The following is a 24,135-nucleotide window of genomic DNA, read 5'->3' on the forward strand; positions in this document are numbered from 1 at the left end:
ATCCGGTCCGACCGAACGTCATCCTAATCTAATTGAAGGGCCACCGAAGTCACTTCGATGGTCGAAATGAAGACGTCCAGCGGGTGCTGGTTGCCAGTAAATCCCGCACAACCCGCTTAGTCTCATCCGGTTCAAAGGGGTCGTGTTCCAGTTCGTGTTCGAGATTTTCTAGCTTTTTCCGGATCAGGTAGCCCTGCATTCGTTGGTAGGGACGCACCCGACCGGTACGAATGAATGTGCCGACTTCCAGCCGACGACTCCAGTCTTCCCAGACCGGAAGCCAAAACAACGCGTGATCGACTTGCCCGCTGTTGGCAGCCGAAAGGCACTCGGCGCGAGCCATGCTGATCTCTTCCAGGCATTCGTCCGGCGAGGGGTAATAGGCATAGCAAGCCACGGCGCTCAAGGCGACCAATCCGGCCAACATCGTCGCACCGATGACACCACTGGGAACGACGATGTCCAAACCTCGCCGTGGCGCAGCTTCGTCGGCCGTCAGTGACGAAGCCAGCGAACCCGCTTTCGCGTTTTTCACCAACCACGCTTCGTCAATTTTTAAAAGCCGAAACAACAATCCAAAGCAAGCCACGACCGCCAACACGATCATCGATGCAATAACGCTGATGTCCATCTCTTTGGCCACCAGTCCGCGAATCGACGCCAAGTCAATCTTGTGATAACTGGTTAGTGGATTCGCATAGATGTCGAAAGCGTGTGTATGCCCAGCGGGTTCGACTCCGGGCGGAACCAGCGGCCCGTTGATCGCATAGGACAATCCCAGCACGATGACCAGCAGCGATGCCATCCACATCGATGCGGCCTTCCATCCGTAATGACGTCCGAACCATAACGGCGTCGCGAAGTTCATGCCGGCACCGAGTATCAACAACACGAACGAAGCACCGGGTGAGTTCGCGTGCTGAAACATCATTCCCAATTGGCTCATGGCAAGCATCGGTGTCGCATACACGGGAACCGCGACCAGCAACATTTTCAACGGTGCCAGCCAATCATCACGTTCGACTTCATGCTGCATCGCACCGAAAGGCAACACGGCCGCCAAGACGGCAAGGCCGGTTAGGGCAACCACGGTCGCCACCAACGCCTCACCAGTGGACTGGCGCGCGATTTGAACGAAGGTTGCAAAGACGCGACGAAGTCCGATCAATCGATCGGTCGCGGAACCGGCTTCGAATGGTTCGCCACTGGACTGAGCATGGTCATCGGCCGGAGTTTTTCGCGACAACGCGTCCCATAAAAGTCCCAACGCGGTCACTACCACCAGCGAACCCAATGCGAACAAGATGATCACCAACGGTCGACTGAGCGTCAGTCCGTACAGCAGCGACAGCGGGTTGAACAAGGGAGCCGACAATGCGAACGCCGACATCGCCCCTGGTTTTACCTTGGCACGGCGCATCTCAAACAGAATAGGCAACACACCGATCGAGCAAACCGGCAACAACATTCCGACCAGCCAAGACTGGGGCAACGATCGCCACCGGTCGCCGCCGAACAATCGACGCGTTCCCTCGGGGCCGAGATAATTGCGCAGAATCGCGGCAATCAACAAACCGACCAACAACGTCGGTGCCGCTTGGGCAAAGCCTTGAAAAACACGAATCAGTCCGCCAAAAAACATCATGGACAGGCTCATGTTTCACCCCGCACAAGAATCGGCATATGTTCGGGAATCCTGCCGGCGGCCTGGGTGATCAAATCGCACAGCGATTCAACCTGCTTTCGATTCTCGGGCGTCAGGCGTCCCTTGGCACTTCGCAGATTTGCCATCGTTGATTTGGATGCTTCGTACAGCGGTACCCATTCCGATTCGGGCAAATTAGTGTCAGCGGCCACTTCGGCGGTCCAACTGACCAGGTCTTCTATTTCGGCAAGGGACTCGGTGTTCGGTTCCGGTATCGAAAGACGTTTTCGCAACTTCGCCGCGATGTCAGCAAGATCGTTTGGCCAATGCGACGCGACCACGTGATCGTGTTCAAAGTGAGAAGTCTTCGAAGCGGATTCGTCGACGCCACATCCCGACAACAGCAACATCAGCGCCGCACAGAAAGCTTGGCAACTTAGCTGGACACCGCTTCGCTGGATCAGCCGAACGGCGTTTGCCGCGGTTTTTGCGAGAAGAACCGCGGCTAACGCCAAAGCGGCCAATACGTTTAGAAAGGCTGCGAATTGCATCATCGATACTCCGGTGCGGGGACGGTATCGAGTAAACGATCCATCACCCCATCGACGTCATCGGTCGTCGTCAGCAACCGAACCGACAACACCGGACGCGCGACATGCACGACGTCGCTCGGCGTCACAAAATCGCGGCCTTGCAGAATCGCCCAGGCTTGCGACATCCGCTGCCACAACAGCAGTCCACGTGGACTGACGCCCAATTGAATCGACGCATCGTTGTGCGTCGCCTCGACCAAGTCCACTAGATATTCGCGTACCCGCGGATGCACCGTCATCGTTCGTACGGTGTTTTGAATTCTAGCGAGTTCATCCAGCGTCAGCACGCCTGGGGAAGCGTCGCTCTGTGTCTCTTCACGCGTCGCTGCTTCTAAAATTCCGATCTGTGACGCGCGGTCGGGATAGCCGATCTTCAATTTGATCGCGAACCGGTCTAGCTGAGCCTCCGGTAACGGATACGCGCCGTGCGAGTCGATCGGGTTCTGTGTCGCGATCACGAAGAATGTTGGCGACAAGGCGTAGGGTACCGCGTCAATGGTGACTTGCCGTTCGGCCATCGCTTCCAGCAATGCACTTTGGGTGCGAGGCGTCGTGCGATTGAGTTCATCGGCCAACAGTACATCCGAAAAAACCGGGCCGGCGTGAAATTCGAATTCACGCGTCTTTTGGTTGAACAAACTGAACCCGGTCACATCCGAAGGCAACAAATCGGGCGTGCATTGAACTCTCGCAAGCTTTCCATGAATGCAGGCTGCGATCGCCTTGGCCAGCGTTGTCTTGCCTGTTCCCGGTAAATCGTCAAGCAACAAGTGGCCTTGCGCAAGCAAACAAGCAATCACCATTTCGACCGCATCATTCTTTCCCAGTAGCACGCTATTGAGTTGGCGGCGAAGTCCGTCGAGCGACTGGGTGACCGATCCGACGTCGATTGGTTTTTCTAGCACCGTCATGCGGATTCCTCTTTGCATAGTTGTCGGAAGACACGGATCTTCAGATTCATGAGTAACTCTTTGGATGCGTTGTGTTCAAAGGATGAACTTGATGTTCCCGCGAAAGCCGCCCGGTCGGCCGCATCGCAGAATTGGCGAGCGGCGTCACGGAGTTGTTGGTGTGTGGCGGTGATCGCAAGCAACCAATCTCGCTGGGGTCGGCCGGCGATTCGAGGACAACCGGCAACCCTTGCACGCGTTTGCAGGACTCGCATCGCCAGCGCCGTGCGTTTTTTCGGCCAGACGATCGCGCCGATCGGATAAACAACTACTAACCCCAATTCGATCCAGAACAAACGGGTGGCGAACAGCAAACCCGCAGCCAAAATCCATGCAATCGCGTGTGGCCAATACGCGGCGGTAAGCTGCGCCGCGACCAGCCACACGGATGGCGTGTAGATTGGTTGTCGATATCCCGGCGTCGGTTCGATCTCGAACCAACGACCGTCATCGAGACGAACTTCTGTCCAGACGTGAACATCATCGGGTAACACGTTCGTGTGCCCCGCCGAGACATCAAACGCCGACGGACGAACGTAGAAACCGGTGACTAAACGAGACTGCAAACCGATCTGGCGCGCGAGCAGCGCCGCGGCGGTCGCGAACAGATGGTCGCCCCCGCGCCGTGACCGCAAAAAATCGTCGATCGGACGATCCGCTTCCGTTTCGACGCTTCGATCAAACGTGAACTCGGATCGCAGATGCTCGACGATTGCCCGCAGCTTTTCGTAGGGATGATCGCAACCCGCCGTCCAATCCGCGGCATAGTCTTCCAGTCTATGGTCTTCCAACTCTAAATCGACCATCTTGCTCGGCTGACCACGTGACAGGCCGTCCCACAATTCGTCTTCCATCACCTTCGCGTACGCGACATGCACGACCGTCAACGGAGGTACCTTTTCTCGCCCCGGCATAAAGAAGGACCCGTCGTCGTCGATCGCAAAGAAGTCGGGCCGGTCGACTTCTTTGACATGAACTCCCGTCGTAGTCATAGGGACGGGAATTCGCGTCGAATCCAAACGCAGCACCTTGAGCTGATTGACTCGCGTTGTGGATTGGCCAAACGATCCGGCGACTGTTGGGTCCATGAACCAATCCGCATTACCTTGCACGTGATGCGATAGCGTTTCTTGTCGGTGGTTGGCGGTGTTGGTCCAATTCACACCGTCGAAGGTGTCGTAGCGGTTCATTGCCAGTCGCGTTCCGGTCGGGCCAGCCCATTGGATCACTGCCTTCTCAGTGGCATCGGTCAAGTTCAGGTGTTTCTTCGGCGGTACGCGATCGGTTGAAAACGAGCTGCCGCCCTTCTCGCTCTTGGCCGTCTTGGCGTGGGCTTCCAAGACTTGATCGGGAGTCATGGCTTGTCGTCGTTCCCATTTGTTCTTCTTTTTTGGCTCGCCAATCGAATCACTGAACATGTCGAACAAGGTCGATTCGGTCGATTCTAAAAACAGGTCTGATTCGACCGCGCCGAATGATTCGGCATGATCCTTGGCGGCGATCGCGGCATCGCCTGTTCCCACGCCGCTGCGCGCCGCCGGATCGGACCAATGTGAACCGCCGCTGAAGGGCATGAAACCGGACGCGAATCGTTTGGATTCTGCAAAGCGATCTCGCACGCCCCATCCGCTGATGACGCAAAGGGTGATCGCGGCAAGCACCGACATCGGACGCACACCCGTTCCTCGACGCACTTGTTGCACGGCACACAATTCCAGTCGTTCCCAGTGGTTCGCCACCAAGTGCCACACACAAACCGCCATCCAAGCCATCGCCAACACGACGGCATAGCGATCGTCGGAAATCGTCACGGCAAAGAGTGTCAGGAAGCCCGATGCAACCAATGACATCGCTTGGGTGCGTCGGGATCCGATGGCCATCGCTAGCGACGCGGTACCGAAGGTTGTCAGCGCCGTCATTTCAAATGCGATCGGAGATCCGCAGGCTCTCGCGATGAACGCAAGCGTGATCGGCATGACGACGACGCCAATAGAACTTGCCAATAATGCTGCTGAAGTTGGAAATCGGAACAGACCAACGATGAAAAGCACTGCGATGGCGAGCACTTCGGCGACGAACATCGCTCTCGATTCGACGGGAAAACGAAGGGCTCCGACCGCCGTCAACGATAGGAGTGCCATCACGATGGCTTCGGTCGTTCGCCGGTTAAGCTGCCGAGCGTGCATCACGCACCTCCTGCCACAAACTGGCCAACGCGATCCCCAAATCATCATCCATCGCGACGACGATCTCACGAGTCTTGCCGCCGCCTCGACGCCCGCCTTGCGGGTCGCTGATGCGGATCGCTACCTCGCCATCGGCCGAACCGGTAACCGTGATACTGGCCTTCGAGACCGCCGGAATCATCGGCTGACAAGTCTCGCCGTCAACGGGCACACTCGCCAGAGCGTCGAGCATCTGGCGGCGTCCTCGCACATCTAGTCGGTACGTCAGCCACCGATCGCCCAATCGCACGCGTGTCGTCACACGTACTTGATGCAGCGACGACAACACGCTCGCGGCCACGCGAATCCGTCGATCGAGCGATTCGCGAGACGCACCACGCGACGTATCGATGAAGACATCCAAGTCCACCGACTGTGGGCCACCTCGTTCGGTCACGACCAACGAATCGGATCGCGCCGATGCGACCCAGTTGACATGCTTGGCCGAATCGCCACGTCGGAATGATCGCACGCCGACGAAGTCACCGCTGCGACCGCCGCGGCTTCCATCGCCTTGATCGGCATTGGTCCGTCCGGCGACAGGAAACAGTCCTAGAATGGAATAGCATTTGGGCCAAACCGTCAGCGGATTGACATCGGGCAGTTCTCGCCGTGCTGTCCAAATCCCAAACGGAAACGAACACGTGACTTGCGGTCGTGTGACGGGGTAGTGGCCGCGAAGGCGAGGTGTCACATCGATGCAGAATTCGGCGGTGCAAAGCGGCGGAACGCATGCCAGGCTGGCGGTCGGATTCGTCTCGCCGGCCATGTGGCGGTCCAAGTAGCCTTCGATCGCCAATCCCCAAACGGGCAGCGGAATTCGGTTGCGAACACTCAACACCATCCGGCAGGAATCGCCTTCGTGAACGGCATCGGTTTCCGGATGCAAGCCACATCGCGTCACCCGCACGGCGACCCACGGCCACGCCATGCCGATGACCAAGATCGCGGTCAGGGATGCGGCCAAGGTCCAACCGATGGGGCTGAAGTACAGCCCGACCATGACACTGATCGCGGTCGCCAATACGAACCAACCGACGGGTTCTTTCAGCCAATAAACGAAACGATTTGCCCACGGGCAAAAGTCAGTCGTCATTACTTGTGACAACCAACCAACGCGCGTGGACCCGGCATGGACAATCGCCATGATGAGCGCACCTTCGGCACGAGGATCATACAGATAAAGACGCCGGCTTCGGAAAGCCGACACGAACGCGGATCGTCGGCCGGAAATGGCTGACGACTAGCTCACGCGCTGCGGTGGTCCTCGGACAGAAAGCCCGGAAAGGAAGATCGGATCAACGAAATCGGAATCGACGTCGCGTCCCAGACGCTGGGTCAGCAGCGGCGTCCAAACAATGTCGCTTGCGACGGCGAGCGTCGTATGCCGGAAGGCCAGAAAGTTCTGGCAAACGCTACAGCGATCCGAGTCGTGTTCGTGCGACGGTTCAGGATGGTCGCTCGTCGATTCGTCCTGCGCCGATTGCGGTTGCCCGCAGTGGTGGTGGCCGCAACAAGACTTCGTCGTTGATGCTTCGCTGCACGTCGTCGCATCTGAGGCCGCCCCGCAGGCACCGACGTGGACCCACCCTGCAACATTGCTAAATAGCAACGCCGCCAGCAACAGATACGTCGACAAAGCTCGCCGGGGTGTCAAAGCAAAGAAACCATCGTTGAAAACAGAATATCGCTGAGCGTCTTGAAAAAACGCTTCGAAAAATCAACGGTCCGACCAAGGATCACTTGATTCTTCATCAATGGCTACGAATTGTCAATTGAGAAGGTTCGAGACGCGAAAAATAACCCGTTTTCGCAGCGGCGAAGTCCGAGCCGTTATGGTAGGTGTCCCCCAGCCGAACCCCAATCGTGGTCCTTTCTGAATGCACAAGTCAATCGTGTTATTCGTCGCAATGTCGCTGACTCCTGAAATCGTGATCGCTCAGTTGCCTGACGATTCGCCGCGGATGTCACCGCTGGTCCGAGTTGTCGCGCAAGTCGAGCCGGCGGTGGTGGCTCTGTTCATTCCAGATCCTGATGATAACCGCCGGTTTTCATCCGGCAGCGGAACGATCCTGCATCCGGATGGCTACGCGATCACGAACAATCATGTCGTCAAAGGCGAAACGGGACTCGCCGTCCTGCGAGGAAAAGCGGTGCGTTTCAAAGTCGTGGGTCGGTCACCAGAAAAGGACTTGGCGATCATCAAGCTGCGCGACCACCAAGGTCATTTGCCGATCGTGCCTCTGGGGCACAGCCACGACGTTCTCAACGGCGAGACGGTCGCCGTCGTCGGGAATCCGGGTGGACGCGGCACCATCGTGACGGCGGGCATCATCAGCGCAAAAGGCACCCACCTGACGTCGCCTAGCGCGTTGTGGGCCAGCCAAACAGAAACCAAATGGCGTGACGACTTCATCCAGTACGATGCCGCCACGAACCGAGGAAACTCGGGCGGCGCGTTGATCAACATGGACGGCGAATTGATCGGAGTTGTGGCGGCGCTGATTCCCGGCGAACAAAACAGCAGTTTCGCAATCCCCATCGATCGTGTCCGCCGATTGCTAGAACGAATCGTTGAACCGGAGCTGATCCACCAGCGCAGCGTCGGAATCGGATTGAATCCGCTGGCCGATTCGGCCTTGGTCACTAGCGTGACGTCGGGATCGCCCGCCGACAAAGCGGGCGTTCACACTTTCGACGTTCTGCAATCGGTTGATGGCCGGCCGCTTTCCAATGCCGCGGATTGGTTGTGGACGCTGGATGCATGTTTGTCCGGGGGCGATGCGATTTCGGTCGTCGTCCGTCGCGGTGAACAAATCCTTCCGATCGAAATCACGCCATCAAAATCGGGTGTCGTTCGGGCTGCCGAAGTTCCTGCGGAGACTGAGTTGAATGCGGGGTTGTCGTTCGAGTTCTTCGATGGCGAGTTCAGTGTTTTGCCCGATTTCGCACAACTGGCCCAATCCAGAAAGGGGAGCGTCGAATCCCTAGATTTGAAAGCGATTCAAGGCGACACGGAAGATAACTTTGCGGTGAAGTTGAAAGGGTTCATGAAAGTAGACGATCCTGGGTTGTACCGCGTGAGTTTGAACTCTGACGACGGTAGCCGGCTCGTCTTTCATGGCGACGTCTTGATCAACAACGACGGCAATCATCCGCCGATGACGCTCAGCCGACTGGTGCGTGTGGCCGCAGGGCTGCACCCGATCGAGATTGAGTACTTTGAATCCAGCGGCGAGAATGTACTGGAACTAAAACTCGAGCGACTCGACGCCACTAAGAACGGTGTCGCCGTGCCCGTCTCGGTATCATTCATGCACTGAATCCATCTGTAACCGTTCACGGATCGGTGTGATGAAAGTAGGGTGCGTGCTCGCCACGCACCACCACGGATCGCTTGTGGGCGGCGTCTGGTGCGTGACGAGCACGCACCCTACCTGAACTACTTGAACTGAGTCGACGCGCATCCATCGACGACGATCTAAACTCGCTCTGCACCGGCCTTGCCTTCTTCGACAACGAATGATGCTCGCGTGACCTGAGGCGAGCCTTTCCGCGTGACGTAGGGAACGACTTGATAGTCGCTTTGCCACTGCTTGGGCGTGACATCACAACGTACGTAACCTCGCTGGGCATTATGAAACCGAACGAATGGATTCTCAGCCAGGATGATATCGCTGGCCCGCCGGTTGTCTCCACCGTTACCTCCCGACGAGATCGACGTGCAAACGAATTCGCTGGCGACGGTTGGCGACGCATCGTCGTCAAAATCGATCTTCAAATCATTGACCCAGTTGGTATGAATGTCGCCAGTCAAAACGACGGGGTTTCTGATTTGTTGGTCGTGCAGAAACTGCATCAATCGACGCCGCGGAACCTCGTAGCCCGGCCATTGATCCATGCTGTAGGCGATGCCGTCGCCCGCTTTTCGGTCGGCGCGACCCATCATGACTTGTTGCGCCAGCACATTCCAAATGGCCGGTGATTGCCGCAGTCGATCGTCTAGCCACGTCTGCTGTTCGGGGCCCAACATCGTCTGCTTGTCCGAGAGCGATTCTGGGCAGGGTTCAGATTTGCCGTCTCCACACGGTTGGTCGCTTCGATACTGTCGCGTATCCAAAACGTCGAAATCCGCCAATCGTCCCCATGAACAACCACGGTAAATTTGCATCAGTGGGCCGCGCGGAATCGCAGACTTTCGCAGCGGCATGTGTTCATAAAAAGCTTGGTATGCGTTGGCACGCCGAATCAAGAATGCGGCGGGTTCGACATAGGTTTGTTCGCTGATGTCGCCGGCATAATTGTTGTCGAATTCATGATCGTCCCACGTGACCAGCCAGGGGAACGCCGCGTGCGATGCTTGCAAGTCGGTGTCCGTTTTGTACTGCGCATGTCGATTGCGGTAGTCGTCGAGCGAGTCGATCTCGAGGCCAACATGTTTGCGAACCGATCCATGGGCTGCGTCGCCTTCGTAGATATAGTCGCCCAAGTGAACGATAAGGTCCAAGTCTTCGTTGGCCATGTGGTAGTAGGCGTTGAAGAAGCCGCTTTCAAAGTGCTGGCAAGACGCGAACGCAAACCGCAACCGGTCGGGCATGGAATCGATCGCGGGCGCCGTGCGTGTGCGTCCGATCGGACTGACTTCATCGCCTGCTTTGAAACGATACCAATACGAATGACCCGGCTTCAGCCCCGAAACTTCGACGTGAACGGAATGCGCAAATTCCGGCGATGCGACTTCCATTCCATGGGCGACCTTTTTCTTCATTGCTTCGTCGGAACATACTTCCCAACGGACTTCAATATTTTCATTTGGCATTCCCCCGCCGTGCAGCGGATCCGGGGCCAAGCGAGTCCAAAGTACGACGCCGTCGGCCAGCGGATCACCCGACGCGACTCCGAGGCTGAACGGGTAATCTTTGAACGAAACATTGCTGACCGCGACGCCAAGGGCGGGACGTTGCACCAACGGAATCAACGACAGTGCGGACGCCGCGCGAATGAATTGCCGGCGGTCAAATCCTGCGTCCCTGAACAAATCGGCGGAGGCCTGAAGCGGAAATTGATTTGCCATAAGATTCCGTCGGATCGGCTCGAGTGGTTGGGGCACGTCATCGTGGATTGTAGTTCACGCCCCGTTGCCGATGGCGTCCGTTGACACATCGGGCTTAGGTTTCGGCCTTGCCTTGAGACTCTTCGCTTTGCAGAGCCATTGTTTTTCCGGAGCGATACGACCGCATTTTTTGCACAGGAACACGCACTCATCCCAGCGCTGGGTGATTTCGCTGACGCGTTGTTGAAGCTCCGTCTTCTTGAGTTTGCAAAGCTCTTTCATCCACTCATCATACTCAGCGATGACGTGATGGGGCGACGTTTGCAGTTGTGAATCTCGACGCCAAATCGCTCCACTGAACCCAAACCAGGGTTTGAAAAAGGGGGGCAGCTTCGCAAGCCCTATTCGGCCGAGCCGATGCAATAGAGGTATGCGTTGGATCGAAGGAATAGGTTGCCATCGCTGATCGCTGGCGTGGCACCGAATCCGCTCTTGTCGAACGTCATGTCGTTCGATGTTATCAGCTTGTACTCCGATTTCGCTTCGACGACATGGACCATGCCTGCGTTGGTCGTGATGTAAATTTTGCCCTCGGCGACGACGGGTGACGCATAGTCACCACCACCGCCTCCGCCACCACGTCCGCCACCACCACCAAAGCCACCTGGTCGCGATCCTGCGCGCTGTTCTTCGTCGCCGCCCGCTGGTGAATCGGGTAGACGTTCCTGGAATACTCGTTCGCCCGTTTTCGCATCAAGGCACTCGAAGACGGAACCGCTTACGGAATAGAGATGACCATCCATGACAATGGGCGTTGCGTAACGAGGTCTGACGCGACCTTCCCAAACCGTGTTCGATTTCGACACGTCGTCTTTGCCGCCAACGCGAACCGCTACCGCTTCTTCGCCAGTCGCGTAAACGATTCCATCATCACCGGGAACCGCACTGACTTGGGCGTTGCGGGAATTGACTCCGTTGGCATACCAAGCGAGCTTTCCCGTTGCGTTGTTCAGTCCCCAGACTTCGCCAATGACCGAAACGACGACGTGGGTGATTTCACCATCGTTGACAACGACAGGTGTTGTCCAGCATTCGCCCAGCCCACCGGCGGTCGCGCGAAACTTCTCTTTCCCGGTCATTTTGTCGAGCCAAACGATCGACAGTGACTCGTCCGCTGCGTTCACAATCACACAGTCATCGAGCACAATCGGACTGGCTGCGGACCCAAAGCCTTTCAAGCTGGGTTCGGCGCCCACGCTTTGATTCCAAACGTCGTTGCCATCCATGTCATACGCATAGACGCCCGACTTCCCGAAAAACGCATACACATAGGTGCCATCGCTGGTTGGCGTGTTACTGGCATAGCCGTGCGTCGTAACGCCTGGCGGCCGAAATTCGTCCTCCGGCATTTTGGCGTCCACCGTTTTTGTCCAGAGTGTCTTCCCCGCAATGCGATCGACGCAAACGAGGTGACGCTTCAAATCTTTCAGTTCGCCTTGACCGTCACCCATTCCGTAACCGGAATAACATGTGACGAACACCTTGTCGCCGACCACGATCGGGCTGGATATTCCACGACCGGGTAGTTCCAGTTTCCATCGCATGTTCTCGTCGGCACCGAAATCCGTCGGAGCATCGGATTCGCTGATGCCGGTTCCATTGGGCCCGCGAAACCGCGTCCAATCGGCCGACGACGGCTGAGTCATCGCAATCGAGATAACGACACAAAACAACGGAAAAATCAAGTATTTCATCATGGATACAACGAAGGACGAGTGAACGCACGACGGAACGCGACTGGGACAGACGTAAGATCACGGCAGGACGAGAAGCCATTTGAACACGGCGATGAAGACCAAGCCGTCCAGTATCCAACCCGACCCACGCCCAAAAGTATCGTTTCAGGAGATCGAATTAAACAGAATGTTGTTTGTCACGCTGGTGACTGGCTAGGTGACGGAATGCCGTCCAGCAATTCCTCTCGCGTCACTTTCTACGATGCAAAGATTGATTTCTCGGACAAGGCGAAAACGGTGATGTGGTACTGTTTCGCACCCGGCCGTTTGATCGCATCGGATCATATCCTGGGTGCCCCTTGTCGTTGTGACTGAACTTCCCGATACCCATTGCGTTCGGCGGAAGGTTCGTGAAGTCCGCGGGGATGTCGTGGAGCAGCCAGTATGATTTGGTGTCTCCGGGGCCGGTACGGCTTGCCCGAACGACTGCGATAGGACTCCGTTCTTCGCAGCTCAGTTTACTGCGGCGACGCCGACCGACAGCCAGCCGTTTTGGGCGTCGACGGATTCCGGTCGGAACACTCGGCCGCGTAACGATTCAAGTTTTGACGTCATCGGAACGGTGAACGATTGATCCAACAGTACTTCGGGGAAGACTTCCGCGAACTTCTTTTGGATCGTTCGTTTCAGCCCGGCTTGCGACATTGTCAGCCGCTTGCTGGGGCCCGGGAACGACACGTCGACCGTGTCCTTTCTTAGCAGCAACATGCGACCGTCTTGGGTTCGCGCTGGTTCGTAGACCGCCGTGATTTCCATCGCTTGTTTCAATTCGCGAGTACCCGTCGCAAATCGGGTTCCCCGCACGCCGACTCGGATGGTTTGATCGCGAGCTTCGAAGATGATCGGTCGCAGTCTTGCAAAGTCGATCTCGAACGGTGTTTCGTCGTCTTCTTCGCCGCTGTCGTCATCCGTCGACGATTCCAGCACCGATCGACCCGTGTCGGCCGTCTTAGATGCTTGGACAGGCAGACCTGCGTCGGCAATGATTTCCTCGAAGTCGCCTTCGCGAAGCGTTCGCCCGGCAAGCAGCGGTGTCATCGCGTTGTCAATCGCGGACTCGTGAATTTGCACGGCTGCGTCGAACGCTTGGGTGATTAGCGGCCGCGTGGTGACGGATGCCAATTGGTCGGTTCGACGCAGCGTCGCGTCGATGAAGATCATTTGGTCGGTCGAACCCCAAAGGCGTGCGGGTTCGTCTAACGACATTCGCGTCAGAACGGGTCGCACATTTGCCAACACGTCCGGTGGCGCGACCGCAGTGGCGGTATCGGTTTGCTCGACGAACTGGCTGCCGACTTGAGTTCGCAGTTTCTCGACGGCGATTCGATCCGCTTTCGGTTTTTGCTCGGCGGCCTTCTTGCTCGCGATTCGGCGGACCAATCGCATGCGGTGCTCGATCGCATCAATGTTGGTGCTTAACGACGCTTGGACAAACGCATTGTCGGCGCGAATGCCAGCTTCGCTGATGTGCAGCATTCGCGATACGTTCACGCTGCCGACGCCCGAGGTGCGCAGGACGACCGGGCCGTTGTAGCCGGTGTTTTTGTTGGTGACGCAGCCCGCCAAGGCAACTTGCACCCGCACGTCGCCGATCGACGGAAGCACATCAGCAGTGATCATGCCGTTGAGCGATGCACTGCCGACGATGCGTGTTCCAAGGATGCAATCGCGAACGGGGCGAGACTGATTGACGCCTCGGTTGATGGCCGACTGGACCATCGACTCGCTGACCAGGACGGCCAAGTTGGGTCGATTGAACTGGTTGCCCAACGCGGCGACAAAATCACCGGCTTGCTCTGATGCGATCAACAAGCCGACGACTGCGTTGAGCGACGAGACGTCTTCGGCGGAAGGGTGGTCGCCCATCTCGCGAATCTTTTCCGCCAAGGCTTCCATTTGGCGGGCCACCAAGGTTTCCGCGCGTTGGGGATCGCGAAGGCGGACGGCTTCAATCAGGCGTTCGAGGTCGCGGCGCAGTGTTGTTAGCCGAGACAGTTCCAGACCAGGCGACGTCCCGACCAAGCGGTAACGCAGATCGATGGCTCGTCGAGCAACGTCCGTTTCCGATTCGTCCGCCGTGATGGCATCACGCAAGGGACCGAGGTCGAGGTAGTCCAACCATGCCGCCGCATTGGACGCATCGGTTTGCCGGGTGAAGAATGATTCCGCGGCATTAAGGCTGTTCAGGGCCGTTCCGCGGGACTCGTCGAAGCTCGGAAAACGGCTGGAATCCAGATGCTTGGAAGCCGAATCGATTTGCGATGCCAGCCGCTCGCGGTCACTGGCCGACCACTGGGCCAGGGCAACCGAGGGAAGGGATAGCGATGTCAACACGGACCCCATCATGGCCCCGGTCAACAAAAAACGATGCAAAAGCGGTCCGACGCGATACATGGAGATCCAACAAAATGCGTAAGCGAGTTAAGGAGTGGGGGTGGCAGGCCCTGGGCAAGATTGCACCATTCTAGCCTTGATTTCTTTGTCGGAGAGTAGGTCGGCCGGAATTTCGACGGTCCGTCTAACCCCCCAGGGGCTCGATTCCCGCACAGAACTGCTCGATGGCGGTCACGGCTTGCGGGTCATTGTGATGAGCGACCGCGACCAAGCCGATTTCTACGTCGCCCATGGACCACCGACCGACTTGCCGAGGATCGGTCAGGTTCCATGCCAGCGGAAACTTGCCGCCGCCGCCATCAGGGACTTCGACATTGACCGTTTTCGAGACGCGGACCCACCGAATATTGGCGTTTGGTGTTTGAATGGACGGCGGTGCGTCGTCGCGGGAATCAGCGGGTGCGTCGTTGCGAGAGTTTGTGGATGCTTCGTCGAGCCCCTTCGGATCCACGGAGGATCCCTCCGATGGGAACAACTGCAGCAAACAGCCGCTCGCCTCGTTCACAAACGTGGGTCGAAGATCGCGTTCGTCGACGGTTCGTGCCAGCATCGACCATCCGTCGGGCAGCGTGATACGAATTCCCAAGTCAGCGAATTCTTGCACCCGATCTCGATCGCGGATCGGAATCCATTCTCCTTGCCCGCGATAGTTCAGCACTCCCGCTTCGCGTCGATCCAGCAGGTAAGACCGGATGCCAAACAGGGCGACAATGCCGATCGAGATCCAAACCCATCGCGACATTTTCAACCGCGATCGGGGGTCCGCGTTCGAATCGGGCGGTATTTGTGGCGAAGAAGGAGACGAGTTCACAGGTGGTCAATCGTGTCGATGGGGTCGGTCATCCGAGTTTGGGCATATCGATGATACCGTCCCAACCTTCCGGTGGAACGCGGTTGTGCCGCAGGATCGTCGACAGCAACGCATCTTTGGGTCGATCCCACGCGGGCATCGAGTGGAGTTTTTCGTAGGCTTGGTCCCAACGGCCGGCGATCAGATCATCCAGGCTCGATTCGTAAATCGCAATCTGTTCATCCGAAAGTGTGGGCTGGGTCCCGTCATCGGGTTCCAACAACTCACTGACTTCGACCGCGTTAAGAAATCCCGCTGGGCGTACCTTGGCCAATCGCCGAACGCGAAAACGATCGTCCGCGGACGATCGAATCGCCCCAGCCGTTGCCGCGTCAACGATGATTTCCGCGCCCAGCGATTTGGTGATGCCTTCTAGTCGCGCCGACAGATTCACGACCGGCCCGAACGCTGTGACTTTGACTTGGTCGACGGTACCGATTCGACCGGCGACGGCGCGACCTGTTGCGATGCCGATGCCGCATCGAAATCCGCCCGCATCGGTATCACGCCGATAATCGGAACGAATTCGCAGCGCCGCCCGCGCGGCCAGCGTCACGCTGTTTTCTTGTTTCAGCGGCCAGCCCCAAAAGCCCATCGCCGCATCGCCGTGAAAGTCGCCGATGACACCGCCCGAGTCCAAGATGTGTCGTGTCATCACGCCGAGTGCTTCGCTGACGCGAGCCAACAAATCCAACAGGTCACCCGAGTCGCGCTCGCTGGCTCGCGAAAACCCCCTTAGGTCGCAAAACATGACGGACAAGTCTGCTTCGCGCGGCGTCAGCACTTCGTCGGGATCGCGACCCGCCATCGCCTCCATCACCACCGGCGCGAAGAAGTGCCGCAGTTCGCTTTGTCGGCGTTGCAGCCGTCGGCTTTGGCGCAAGTTGGCGATGGTTGTGCCGACCAACTCGGCGAACTTCACGTCGTCTTCTAACTCGTCGGGTGCAGTTTGCATCGACTGGCCGATATCGAAACCGGGCTCGGTCGCGCGTTGTCCCGTCACATACAACGCCCAACCGGGACATGCTTCGCTTCGCAGAGGAACGCAAAATGCCCAATCGACCTCATCGCTGGCCGTGAACGCCGGTGAATCGCTGCCATGTGACGACCACAAATGCAGCACACTCTCGCGCCGCGCCGTCGCCGCCAAAGCCAGTCGTGAACTGACCGGCGTTTCCTTCGTACCCAGCGTGCGGCTGTCGTAATGCAAAATCTCGACGGCTTCTTGACCGTCATCGTCGCGAGTCTCTGGCGATACCCGCACGATGGCAACGGCCGCGGCCGAAGGCGTTGCTTGCAGCAAAACGCCCGTCACGCGGACCAGAAGTTCCTCGTCGCTATGGCTGCCCGAAATCAAGTCCGGCAACCGGCTGAGCATCTCGATTCGCGAGGACGCGTCGCGGTAGTGTCGGCGGCTGAGCGATTGATGATCGAACGCGTGTTCGGTCACCTCGCCTCCGCCGACGGACGCCTTCGATTTGGATGTGTCCGACGTGCCGGGACGATTGACCAGCGTGAATGTAGTTTTCCCGATCACGAAATGGTCGCCAGCAACCACGATGAAGGTGTCGACTTGGCGGCCTTGGTGAAAAACGGGATTACGCGCGTTCTTCATTCGCACGACTTCGATCCGATCATCGGACAATGACCGCACGCGAACGTGGCTGCGCGAGATCAGCGAGTCCCAAGGCACATTCCAATCCGAATCGGCGCGGCCGACCACGATATCGATGCCGGAAGTCGGTGCCGGCAATTCCCGCCGCCATCGATCATCAAAATTCGGTCCTTGGGCAATCAGGTCAGGCATGGGAGTAGGTAACAGGTTGCAGGTTATTTGGCCGTGGATGCTGCGATTGCGGCGGCTCGACCGGTGGCGAACGCCGACTGGAAGTTATAGCCGCCGATCCAACCGTCGACGTCCAAGACTTCGCCGGCGATGAACAAACCGGGGCACAGGCGACTTTCCATTGTTCGCGGGTCGACTTCTTTTAGCGACACGCCACCGGCGGTCACTTCCGCTTTGTCGAATCCGCGAGTTCCCGACACGGGGACGGGCAACCGTTTGATTTGGTCCACCAAACGTCGCCTTGTCGCAGCGGGCAGCTCGGCGACTGACCGGTCGGCATCGACGCATTGCACCATCGCATCGGCCAAACGGTTCGGCATCCACTGGGCCAGGACCGCAGACACTCGCCGTCGTCCGCCATCGGCATTGCGATCGCCCAGAGTCGCTTCGACCCGCCCGTCGTCCAAGTCCGGCACCAAGTCCAATTCCAAGCGAACTTCGTTCATCGACGATGCCGCCGTCATCACGCCGCTGACATCCATCGCCGCGGGCCCCGAGAAACCGAAGTGAGTGAACAACCATGACGAACGTCGTGCAATGGCGGCCTGTTTGCGTTTCGCTTCGCGTCGTCGAACGGTCGCAACACAGTCATCTAGTGTGATCCCCGACAAGGCATTCATCCAAGCGGTGCCGCCGACCAACGGCACCAGCGCCGGCCGCGGCGTCACAATGGTGTGCCCCAAATCGGCAAGCCAGCGGTACGCGTCACCGGTGGTGCCGCATCCGGGCCAACTGCGTCCGCCCGCAGTCACGATGACCCGGTCGGCGTGAACCGTTCCTTCATCGGTGAACACTTGCCAACCATCGTCGCTGCGCTGGACATTCTGTACTCCCGACCGCAATCGAATTTCGGTGCCTGAGTCGACTGCCATTGTGTGCAAGGCGTCACGCACTTGGACGGCTCGATTGCTTTCGGGAAAAATTTTTCCCGTCGATTCAACCTTGGTGGCGACGCCCGCGGCTTCGAACATTTTCACAACATCGACGGGTGGAAACGCGCCGACACTGGGTTGTAGAAATCGTTGGGCGTGTCCGAACGCTTCGCAGATACCACGAGCATCCGTGTCGTGCGTCAAATTGCAGCGGGTTCCGCCGGACATCAAAATCTTGACACCCGTTTTTGTGTTCTTTTCTAATAAAGTAACGTTGGCGCCGCGACGGGAAGCCTCCGCCGCCGCCAGCATGCCCGCCGCGCCAGCGCCAATCACCACGATGTCCATTGAGAAACGCTTTTGTGTAAATTTAAATTTTTGTCGAGTGCAAGTCATCAGCGACAAAGTTGGACTTGCCTGACGAAACGTCAACAAGCAACATAGTCTCTCTGCCCGACGCCCCGAAACTCGCTGCCATCATGTCTGACGCATCGACCCATTCGCCGACGTTCTCGTTCGCTCAAGCCCGCCGGTTGATTGGCGATTTGAATTCGCCGAAACCCTGGATCTATTGGACCGATTTTTTAACGTCGATTCTGATCGGTCACATCGCCATCCATGGCATTCTATTCATTCCTCGGCGATTTCCCGATACCGCCTGGGCTTGGGGTGGATCCGCCGTGTGTTATGTGATCACGGTGTTGGCGTACATGCGCGCACTGATGTTCATTCACGAGTTGGTACACCTGCCCAAACGCGGGTTTGGTGCGTTTCGATTCGTGTGGAACGCGTTGTGTGGGATTCTCTTTTTGGTTCCGTCGTTCCTTTACTACCCGCATGTCGACCACCACCGACGCAAGCATTATGGCACCGATCATGACGGCGAGTACCTGGCACTCAGTCATATGGGGCGATGGATGATCGTCGGTTTCGTGGTCCAGGCACTGCTGGTCCCGTTCTTAGGAATTGCACGATTTTTGATCATCAGCCCGGTTTGTTGGGTCATTCCCGGCGCCCGACAATGGGTGCATCGTCACGCGTCGACGATGTTGGTCGACCCCAGTTATGAGCGAACCGACGCCGGTCCCGAACTGATGCGGACGGTGGTGATCCAAGAGTTCTTTTGCTTTTTGTGGTGCATCGTTTTGTTGTCCAGGCACTATTTTCGTACCGGCATTTGGTTCGACCCGTTTTGGATCGTCGCATACGGTGTTGGGATCGGGCTGTTGGTATTGAACGAGATCCGCACGCTCGGCGCGCATCGCTGGACCAACGAAGAAGGCGAGATGACATTCGAGGAACAATTGCTGGACACCGTCAACTATCCCCACAAGCCCTGGATCAGCGAATTGTGGGGACCGATCGGGACTCGCTATCACGCACTGCATCACTTGTTCCCAAGGATGCCGTATCACAATCTCGCCAAGGCCCACCAGCGGTTGGTCCAAGGATTGCCAGCGGACTCTCCCTACCATCGAACGATCGCGACCAGTTTGACCAGCGAGATCGTCGCCCTTTGGCACCGCGCCCGCGAATCCGAACGACGTCCATCGTTTGCCGAAACCGTCAATAAGACGCCCGATCGACGGTGAACCTGCCTGCGTTGATCAACCCTGCTCAAAGCGAAAGAAAAACTTTCGCGTGATTGGGCAGGATCATTCCGTCGGCCGATTCGCCGCGTGAGTCCAAGATCAGTTTGCCATCGCAAGTGAATTCGATGGGATCGGTTGCCGTGATGCCTTCGACCAGTCGCACGGCAACCGTTGCCGACATCTCGTCGCGTTGATAACGCATCACGAACAAACCGGCCGCCAAGTTGGTCTCGATCTGGACACCGTCGCTTGAGATCAACCCGTGACCGAGCCAGTCGCGACGGATGCGGATCAAAGATCGATACCAGTGTCGCATCGGTTGATTGCCGTCGGCTGCTTCGCCGATCTTGGCTTGGTAGAAAGCCGCTTCGTCGATCGGCGATGCGCCGCCGGACCAATCGTGTTGCGGATACTCACGCCGTCGACCTTCGACGACCGCTTTGCGAAGCGACTCGTCGCCAAAATCGACAAAGAACGCAAACGGTTGCTCGCAGGCGAACTCTTCGCCCATGAAAACCATCGGAATGCCGGGCGATAACATCAACAATGCTGCAGCGGCCGACTGGGTTTCCAGCGAAGTGACCTGATGCAACCGTTTCCCAAGCGGATGGTTGCCGATGAAGTCGTGGTTTTGAATGTTGTAGATCAGACCCGATGTATCGATGCGCTCGCCCATCGGGCGTCGTCCGCGCTGGTTGGTCAAAGTACCGGCAAAGACGTAGCCCATCTTCAACACTTGTTCCAAGTCCGTGCCCGATTCGTAGGTTCGGCAGCAAAGTCTCTCGCCCGGTCGAACGACGGCAAAGACACTGTGCAAGAAATCATCGCCCCATTGGGCATCGAACCCACAACCGCCGTCGGCCGTCGGCACCAGCATTTCTTCGTCATACACATTCGATTCGGCGATCAACATCGCTCGGCGACCGCTTGCGGCCGACCAGTCGCGGACGGCGTCGGCCATGTCTTTGACGATGTGCCGCCCGCTGTGATCCATCATGCAATGGATCGCGTCCAGACGCAGGCCGTCCAGGTGGAATTCTTCGAGCCAATAGATCACGTTGGCCATGAAGAACCGACGCAGCGAAACGCCGTGTTCGGCGTCGTCAAAGTTTGGGGCCGATCCCCAGACCGTGTGGTGCTTGGCCGACAAATAAGGCCCCGCATCGCCCAGGTAGTTTCCCTCAGGGCCCAAGTGGTTGTAGACGACGTCAAGGATGACGGCCACACCTTTTGCGTGAGCCGCGTCGACGAGTCTTCGGAAATCATCGGGTGATCCGTAGTTACGATTGGGGGCGAACAAACACACTCCGTCGTAACCCCAATTCCATCGCCCGGCCGCATCGGCGACCGGCATCAACTCGATTGCATTGAAACCCAGGTCTACCAAATCGTCCAATCGGTCGATCGCCGCGACGAAGGTGCCTGCGGTTGTCCAAGTGCCGATGTGACATTCGTAAACGACCAAGCCGCGATTTGCCGGTGGCTGCCACGCGTTATCGGTCCAGGGGAACGAATCGTCGACCACTTGGCTTGGTCCGTGAACGCCTTCGGCTTGGTAACGCGAAGCCGGATCGGGACGATCGGGGCCGCCGTCGAATCGATAAAAGTACCGATCGCCGGCCAGGACTCCATCGATCCGCGCGACGTGGTAGCCACCTTCGACGCGATCCAATCCGACCACGCGGCCAGAATCAGCGAGGTGAACTTCGACGCAGTCGTGATCGGGTGACCAGACACAAAACGAGGTTTGTGAATCGTCGACGGGGCGAGCACCCAAGATGCGATGCAACTGGATCGTTGGAATTTGATCAGGAGTTGAGGTTGCAGGGACGTTCATGGTCGCGTCGATCCATTGCCGAAAGAAAGACGTTAAAGTAACCCGCCCGCCCGTTCGTTCCCAGACTGCACGTTTGTCATGATCATCCACCACCGCCACTTTGCTACCGTCGCCGCCTTCATTGCCGTCATCATGTTCACTTCCTCCGCCGGAGCCGACGATGCGACGCCGAAGTCTCTTCGTTTGGCGACGTTCAACGCGTCACTTTACGGTAAGAAAGCCGGCCAGATTTTCGAGCGACTGGCCGATGGAAAGGATCTGCAAGCGACTCGCGTGGCGACGATCGTTCAAACCATTCGGCCCGACATTCTGGTGATCAACGAGATCGACTATGACGCCGATGCTGCAACGGCCAAACGGCTTGCCGAAGCGTACTTTGCCGTCGGTCAAGCTGGTCTGGAACCGATCGAGTATCCCTATGTCTACTCCGCACCCAGCAACACCGGCATCGACTCGACACGCGATCTTGATGGGGATGGCAAGTCATCGGGGCCGGGCGACGCGTGGGGATTCGGGATCTATCCGGGTCAGTATTCCATGGCGGTGTTCAGTCGTTTTCCGATCGAGTCGGCAAACGTTCGCACGTTTCAAAAACTGCGATGGAAGGACCTTCCCGATGCTCTGCGGCCAACCGATCCGAACACTGGTGAATCGTTCTACGACGATGCGACGTGGGACGTGATCCGTTTGTCTAGCAAGAACCACATCGACGTTCCTGTCCGTATCGGTAATCGTGTGATTCATGTTTTGGCCAGCCATCCGACGCCGCCCGTTTTCGACGGCCCCGAAGATCGCAACGGCTGTCGTAACCACGACGAGATTCGATTTTGGAACGAGTACACACAAAACCCGACCGCGACGTTCTTGGTCGATGATCAAGATCGCTCGGGAGGGTTAACGGAAGGTGAATTGTTCTTCGTCGCCGGCGATTTGAACAGTGACGCGGCCGATGGCGATAGCCGATCCGAAGCGATCAAGGCGTTGTTGGCCAATCCGTTGTTGACCGATCCGAAACCGCAAAGCGTTGGCGGACGTGAAGCAGGGGGCGGATATCTTGGCGGAGCAAAGGCGAAGGGCGATCCCCGGTTGGATACGGCCAGCTTTGGTCGCAGCGGCAACATGCGAATCGATTACGTATTGCCCAGTCGCGGATTCGCGATCCAACAGTCGGGTGTGTTCTGGCCGACGAAAAAAGCACCGAACCGGAAACTGCTCAACGCGAGTGACCACCGGATGGTTTGGGTCGACGTGGAGTTGCAAAATGAGTGAAGCCAAGTGAGTGAATCCCAGCGACAGAATCCGGCCCGCCGGATCAACGTCCTGTTGATGATCAGTTCGATGCGAGGCGGTGGAAGCGAGCAGCAGACATTGCTGCTGCTACGGCACCTCGATCGCACGCGATTCACGCCACACCTGTATGTTCTTACGCGCGACGGTGAATGGATGGATCAGATCCCCGGTGATGTGATCGTTCACTCGTTTGACGACGCACCTTCAACATCGGGAATCTATTTCCCTGGACGTGAACTTCGTCGGCAAGTCAGCCACGTTGAATCGGTCTTGCAATCGAATTCGATCGACGTGATTTATGATCGAACGTTTCACATGACGATGATTGCCGGACCGGCCGCGCGATCGGTCGGTGTACCTCGTGTTTCGACCATCGTCAGCCCACCTGAACACGCATTGCCGTTGGTTGAATCGCGTTTTGTGGAACTGAAACGTCGACGTTTGGCAAAGGCGTATCGTCAATCGTTTCGTGTCGTCGCGGTCAGTCGTCAAGCCGCCGAATCGGCGCATCGTTACTACGGATTGACAGAGCAGATCATCCAGGTGATTCCCAATCCAGTCGATGTCCACGCGCTCACCCGTTCGATCGAAAATGCCGCGTCCATCGCCAAGTCCGACGACGAGACAACGCTGGTTTGCGTCGGTCGCATGAGTACCGAAAAGGGGCACGGCGATCTGATCGATGCGATGATCGAATTGGAGGACCGTAGCAAAGACTTACCAAAAATCCGATTGCGATTGATCGGCGATGGGCCACTTCGCGGTGAATTGGAATCGGCCTGGGGCGCCGCGCCACGCCGAAACGTGATCGAGTTCCTGGGCCGCCAAGGTCAGCCAGCCGGTTGGATCTCAACGGCCGATGCATTGGTGTTGCCGTCTCATTTCGAAGGCATGCCCAACGTGGTGCTCGAGGCGATGGCGTTGGGGACACCCGTCATTGCCACACGCGCCGGCGGAACGGTCGAATTGGAACACGATGAACCGACGATTCTTTGGGCGGAACCCCGATCGCCACACTCACTTGCGGTGGCGATCGAAAACTTCCTAGTCGACCGGGCCAGTGCTGCCGATCGCACCGACGCTGCGTTGCAGATGATTCAAACACATCATGACGTTCACAAAGCAACTGGCCGCGTCGAACAGTTGTTCGGCGCCGCGGTCGAACCCTAGAATCCGGACACGCGTTCGGCCG

The 24,135-nt window shown here is 57.7% G+C and carries 18 protein-coding genes; 5 read left to right on the plus strand and 13 right to left on the minus strand.

Translation table 11 applies throughout. From position 1 onward, the window contains the following. Window positions 1-49: 49 nt before the first annotated feature. From Poly51_RS07360 to Poly51_RS07385, 6 genes are all read right to left on the minus strand, one after another. Window positions 50-1,657 (minus strand): permease, encoded by a 1,608-nt coding sequence (locus Poly51_RS07360; RefSeq protein WP_146455874.1) that lies wholly within the window; start codon window positions 1,655-1,657, stop codon window positions 50-52. Then, entirely contained in the window at window positions 1,654-2,196 is a 543-nt protein-coding gene (locus Poly51_RS07365; RefSeq protein ID WP_246114326.1) for a hypothetical protein, read from the minus strand. The genes Poly51_RS07360 and Poly51_RS07365 overlap by 4 nt, the downstream gene beginning before the upstream one ends. Beyond that, a complete protein-coding gene (locus tag Poly51_RS07370) occupies window positions 2,196-3,149 on the minus strand; it encodes an AAA family ATPase (RefSeq protein ID WP_146455876.1) in 954 nt (317 codons plus the stop codon). The genes Poly51_RS07365 and Poly51_RS07370 overlap by 1 nt, the downstream gene beginning before the upstream one ends. Beyond that, a complete protein-coding gene (locus Poly51_RS07375) occupies window positions 3,146-5,329 on the minus strand; it encodes a transglutaminase-like domain-containing protein (protein ID WP_246114327.1) in 2,184 nt (727 codons plus the stop codon). The genes Poly51_RS07370 and Poly51_RS07375 overlap by 4 nt, the downstream gene beginning before the upstream one ends. 25 nt (window positions 5,330-5,354) lie before the next feature. Further along, window positions 5,355-6,509 (minus strand): DUF58 domain-containing protein, encoded by a 1,155-nt coding sequence (locus Poly51_RS07380; protein WP_146455880.1) that lies wholly within the window; start codon window positions 6,507-6,509, stop codon window positions 5,355-5,357. Between the two features lie 147 nt (window positions 6,510-6,656). Then, a complete protein-coding gene (locus tag Poly51_RS07385) occupies window positions 6,657-7,070 on the minus strand; it encodes a hypothetical protein (protein WP_146455882.1) in 414 nt (137 codons plus the stop codon). A 223-nt stretch (window positions 7,071-7,293) separates the two neighbouring features. On the opposite strand from Poly51_RS07385, the gene Poly51_RS07390 reads away from it, so the two are divergent. After that, window positions 7,294-8,736 (plus strand): trypsin-like peptidase domain-containing protein, encoded by a 1,443-nt coding sequence (locus Poly51_RS07390; RefSeq protein WP_146455884.1) that lies wholly within the window; start codon window positions 7,294-7,296, stop codon window positions 8,734-8,736. Between the two features lie 158 nt (window positions 8,737-8,894). On the opposite strand, the gene Poly51_RS07395 is transcribed toward Poly51_RS07390, so the two are convergent. Together Poly51_RS07395 and Poly51_RS07400 are read right to left on the minus strand one after the other, a co-directional pair. Next, window positions 8,895-10,487, minus strand: a complete 1,593-nt coding sequence (locus Poly51_RS07395) for an alkaline phosphatase D family protein (protein WP_146455886.1) — start codon at window positions 10,485-10,487, stop codon at window positions 8,895-8,897. Window positions 10,488-10,867: 380 nt separating this feature from the next. Next, entirely contained in the window at window positions 10,868-12,220 is a 1,353-nt protein-coding gene (locus Poly51_RS07400) for an outer membrane protein assembly factor BamB family protein (protein WP_246114328.1), read from the minus strand. Window positions 12,221-12,241: 21 nt separating this feature from the next. Between Poly51_RS07400 and Poly51_RS07405 the strand changes: the two genes are divergently transcribed. Continuing rightward, window positions 12,242-12,577, plus strand: a complete 336-nt coding sequence (locus Poly51_RS07405; RefSeq protein ID WP_146455890.1) for a hypothetical protein — start codon at window positions 12,242-12,244, stop codon at window positions 12,575-12,577. Window positions 12,578-12,715: 138 nt separating this feature from the next. Here Poly51_RS07405 and Poly51_RS07410 read toward each other — a convergent pair whose 3' ends face one another. The 4 genes from Poly51_RS07410 to Poly51_RS07425 all read right to left on the minus strand — a co-directional run bounded on the left by Poly51_RS07410 (window position 12,716) and on the right by Poly51_RS07425 (window position 18,572). Beyond that, window positions 12,716-14,656 (minus strand): hypothetical protein, encoded by a 1,941-nt coding sequence (locus Poly51_RS07410; protein WP_146455892.1) that lies wholly within the window; start codon window positions 14,654-14,656, stop codon window positions 12,716-12,718. A 124-nt stretch (window positions 14,657-14,780) separates the two neighbouring features. Beyond that, on the minus strand, window positions 14,781-15,398 hold the full coding sequence (locus Poly51_RS07415; protein WP_146455894.1) for a hypothetical protein: 618 nt from the start codon (window positions 15,396-15,398) through the stop codon (window positions 14,781-14,783). Window positions 15,399-15,495: 97 nt separating this feature from the next. Further along, window positions 15,496-17,313, minus strand: a complete 1,818-nt coding sequence (locus Poly51_RS07420) for an adenylate/guanylate cyclase domain-containing protein (protein ID WP_146455896.1) — start codon at window positions 17,311-17,313, stop codon at window positions 15,496-15,498. Between the two features lie 23 nt (window positions 17,314-17,336). Continuing rightward, complete coding sequence (locus Poly51_RS07425; protein ID WP_146455898.1) at window positions 17,337-18,572, minus strand: BaiN/RdsA family NAD(P)/FAD-dependent oxidoreductase; 1,236 nt, start codon at window positions 18,570-18,572, stop codon at window positions 17,337-17,339. Window positions 18,573-18,703: 131 nt separating this feature from the next. Here Poly51_RS07425 and Poly51_RS07430 point away from each other — a divergent pair, with 131 nt between their 5' ends. Next, a complete protein-coding gene (locus Poly51_RS07430) occupies window positions 18,704-19,816 on the plus strand; it encodes a fatty acid desaturase family protein (RefSeq protein WP_146455900.1) in 1,113 nt (370 codons plus the stop codon). Between the two features lie 25 nt (window positions 19,817-19,841). Here the strand turns inward: Poly51_RS07430 and treZ are convergent, their stop codons facing one another. Then, window positions 19,842-21,653: a malto-oligosyltrehalose trehalohydrolase gene (gene treZ / locus Poly51_RS07435; RefSeq protein ID WP_146455902.1), complete on the minus strand. Its 1,812-nt coding sequence runs from the start codon at window positions 21,651-21,653 to the stop codon at window positions 19,842-19,844. Window positions 21,654-21,731: 78 nt separating this feature from the next. On the opposite strand from treZ, the gene Poly51_RS07440 reads away from it, so the two are divergent. Both Poly51_RS07440 and Poly51_RS07445 read left to right on the plus strand, forming a co-directional pair. After that, window positions 21,732-22,922: an endonuclease/exonuclease/phosphatase family protein gene (locus Poly51_RS07440; protein ID WP_146455904.1), complete on the plus strand. Its 1,191-nt coding sequence runs from the start codon at window positions 21,732-21,734 to the stop codon at window positions 22,920-22,922. Between the two features lie 6 nt (window positions 22,923-22,928). Continuing rightward, entirely contained in the window at window positions 22,929-24,113 is a 1,185-nt protein-coding gene (locus Poly51_RS07445) for a glycosyltransferase (protein ID WP_246114329.1), read from the plus strand. The last annotated feature ends 22 nt before the right edge of the window (window positions 24,114-24,135 follow it).

Source organism: Rubripirellula tenax (genome assembly GCF_007860125.1).
Lineage (GTDB): Bacteria > Planctomycetota > Planctomycetia > Pirellulales > Pirellulaceae > Rubripirellula > Rubripirellula tenax.